Origin of the sequence: Myxococcus dinghuensis, assembly GCF_024198235.1 — a bacterium.
GTDB lineage: Bacteria > Myxococcota > Myxococcia > Myxococcales > Myxococcaceae > Myxococcus > Myxococcus dinghuensis.
Window position 1 is genome coordinate 1 of the sequence record NZ_JAKCFB010000105.1, and the last position, 2726, is coordinate 2726.

Here is a 2726-nt window from a genome sequence, read left to right on the forward strand (position 1 = left end):
GGAGCGCGCTCACGTAGCCCGGCCACTGCACATGGGGCGAGTCGCCGAACCGGCCGCCCCAGACGAGCCCCGCCCGCGTCGACTCCTCGCCCAGCACGCGATAGGCCGGCAGGCGCCAATCGGGCTGAACACCGGGCCGGGCGTCGCCGTCACAGACGAAGTCGAAGGCGAGCCCGTAGTTGTGAGCGGACAGCCCCGGTGCCGACGCCTTGCCGCCCTTGCCCGCGAGGAAGAGGCGCCGCAGCTCGGCCTGCTCCTCGAGGCTCCGGAAGCCGTAGGTCGCCACGTAGCGGACGCCCCGGGCCATGCACCGCGCGATGACCTCGAAGGACACCGCGACGAACGGCAGATAGACGCGGTCCAGGTCGACCCGCTGGAAGTTCTCCCGGGTCATCAGGCGTCCCCCCCATCGGCCTGGGCCATGCGCAGCAGCTCCAGCTCGACGGTCTGCCGGACCTGGGCGGGAAGGCCCGTGCTGAACTCGTCGCGCCACCTGCGAAGCGCGCCCAGCTCCACGGCAAGGGTGTTGATGCGCTCGTCCTGCCGGGCGACCTTCTCGACGAGCGAGCGAATCTCCCCCACCAGGGACTTCGCGGCCCAGGTGAGGACACCGACCCCCGCCGTTCCGAGCAGGGAGCCAACGACGAGCTGTAGGGACTGGGTCTCTTCGGAAGTCACAACGTCACCAGGGGCTTGGGGTTACCCCTGGTAAATGGGTGTGACTTCTGGGAATGGCCCATCCCGTGACTTGCAGAATCCAGCGCCCAAGGGCAATGTCCTGCGCCAAAACACTTCACTTGCACAGGAATATGGGAATCCCAAAAGGTCCGCACTTCGAACAAGGCACCGGAGAATTCGCATTCATCTTCGCTTGTCCAGGCTGGTTCGAGGAGTTTCATAATCGTCCAGCGGCAGGAGAGACTGGGCGAAATCTCGAAATACTCCTCCGCATTCTCCGAGATTGGAAAGTGCCTGGGATGCCAAGTCGAACAGAACTGACAATCTCAAACTCCTGGAACAAGGTCATTTACGAAGAGAAGGACAACGGGAAGTCCCTGCCCTCGAAATCCAAAATCCTCAAAAAGACAAACATCGAGCGACTGAAAAGCGAGATAGGGGGCGATGACCGAAGGTGGCTAATTTGCTCGGGACGTAGCGCCCAAATTGCGGTCAGCAAGCTGTGCAGCCAACCTCAGGTCTTCAATGATGCCTGTAGAATCGTGACCATCCCGCATCTCAGCAACCAAGGACTCAACAGCAAATCCTCGGGCATAGTGCTCGCCGAAGCCGATTCCAAGCTAAAGTCACACCAAAAGAAGCGCAAACGCCTGGAAATCGTGGCGGCCATGATGCTGCAACAAATGGATCTGGCGAACCTCGTTCCTTCAGGCTTAGTGTCGTCTCCCCCAGATGCTAATCCCGGGGCTTGAGATTGTGCGCCAGCAGCCCCCGCACAACGTAGGTCTTCGCCCAGCGGACGGTGATCTTCATCACGTCGCCCGAGTCCGTCGGCTCCACGCGCGCCACGCGGCCCGGGGCGAAGCCCTCAATCGCTTCTCCTGGGAGAAGCGCGTCCGTGCGAGTCCAGCCGCGCTCCACGGTGCGCCAGCGATGGTCGGGCGTCACCACAAGCACCCGGCCATCCTCCATGACGAGCTTGCACCGTGCGGCATGGTGGCGGCCGACGTGGACGACGTCGAACACGCCCCCATCCTTCGCGTCCTCGTGCATCGTGAGCACCCGCATGCCGGGCTTGAGCATCTCGGCGGGTAGCTCCGTGCCATCCGCAAGCAACACGGGCTCCCACGGCGCGACACACGTTCCGTGCTCCAGGCCACCGCCACCGCCACCACTGGCCGGCGTCGCTCCGGGGCCGGTGGCACTGCGAAGCATGTCCGTGTTGTAGCCGCTCGGCGGGTAGAACCAGCGCTCCGCACTGAAGCCCGCTGCGTTGTGCATGCGCACCTTGAGGTAGAGGTACTTGTTCACGAGCGAGTCGCGGATGCGGTTGAGCTTGTCACCGTACATGAACGAGAAGCCCGCGCTCGTCGCGTTGGCCGCGTCGTCGTCGGCAAGCCCGTTCTGGTACTTGCGGTCAGCGAGCGAAACTGTCGTGCTGTAGAGCAGGTTCGGCGTCACGAGGTCGCCATAAGCCCAGTAGAACGACACCTCCATGAAGCGAAGCGCGTCGAGGTTGTCGCTCGCTGACTGGGGCTGAATCGTCGCCCGGTAGTGCGCCCATGAGAACCAGCCCGCGCCCCCCGCAGCGCCGGCCAGCGCGTACCCTTCGACGACTTGGAGGCTCAGACGGTCGATGTTCGGCGGGCCCTCGTTGTTGCCCCGGTAGTAGATGCGGCTACCCGTGTCGGCGAGGGCCTGCACGGCGCGGAAGAAGCCGTCGCTCAGGTAGTAGCGGCCCACCTGGACGTTGTTGGACGCCACCTTCAGCGTCGTCCCCACGTTGTCCAGCTTCGCCCCGGCCGTGGGCATGCCGTTGCCGTCCTCAGCGTAGTTGGACGTCTTCAGCGTGTTCGCGGCCAACAGGTCGAACGTCACCATCTTCCGCAAGGACGCGGCATCGAAGTAGAGGCGCTTGCCGACGTCGGCGGCCAGCACCTCCGTTTCCCAGTAGAGCTGAACCCCGGTGCATCCGGCCGGACACGTCCCCGACACCGTGACGCGTCGGTAGGTGGCCCCCACCGGCCCCAGTGTCGCGGCGGACGTCT

4 protein-coding genes are annotated in these 2726 nt (G+C 64.3%); 1 reads left to right on the forward strand and 3 read right to left on the reverse strand.

The window, feature by feature from the left end:
* Together LZ198_RS42650 and LZ198_RS42655 are read right to left on the reverse strand one after the other, a co-directional pair.
* On the reverse strand, positions 1-394 hold a 394-nt coding region (locus tag LZ198_RS42650; protein ID WP_253977913.1), incomplete at its 3' end, for a M15 family metallopeptidase.
* Complete coding sequence (locus LZ198_RS42655; protein WP_253977914.1) at positions 394-678, reverse strand: hypothetical protein; 285 nt, start codon at positions 676-678, stop codon at positions 394-396. The genes LZ198_RS42650 and LZ198_RS42655, both read right to left, overlap by 1 nt.
* A gap of 299 nt (positions 679-977) precedes the next feature.
* On the opposite strand from LZ198_RS42655, the gene LZ198_RS42660 reads away from it, so the two are divergent.
* Positions 978-1430: a hypothetical protein gene (locus LZ198_RS42660; protein ID WP_253977915.1), complete on the forward strand. Its 453-nt coding sequence runs from the start codon at positions 978-980 to the stop codon at positions 1428-1430.
* Here the strand turns inward: LZ198_RS42660 and LZ198_RS42665 are convergent.
* Positions 1414-2726: Hint domain-containing protein (locus LZ198_RS42665; RefSeq protein ID WP_253977916.1), on the reverse strand; the 1313-nt coding region annotated here is incomplete at its 5' end. The two genes, LZ198_RS42660 and LZ198_RS42665, sit on opposite strands and share 17 nt — an antisense overlap.

Bases quoted from the DNA above. Each gene is read 5' to 3' on its own strand.
- LZ198_RS42660 (WP_253977915.1), top strand. From the start codon at position 978: ATGCCAAGTCGAACAGAACTGACAATCTCAAACTCCTGGAACAAGGTC.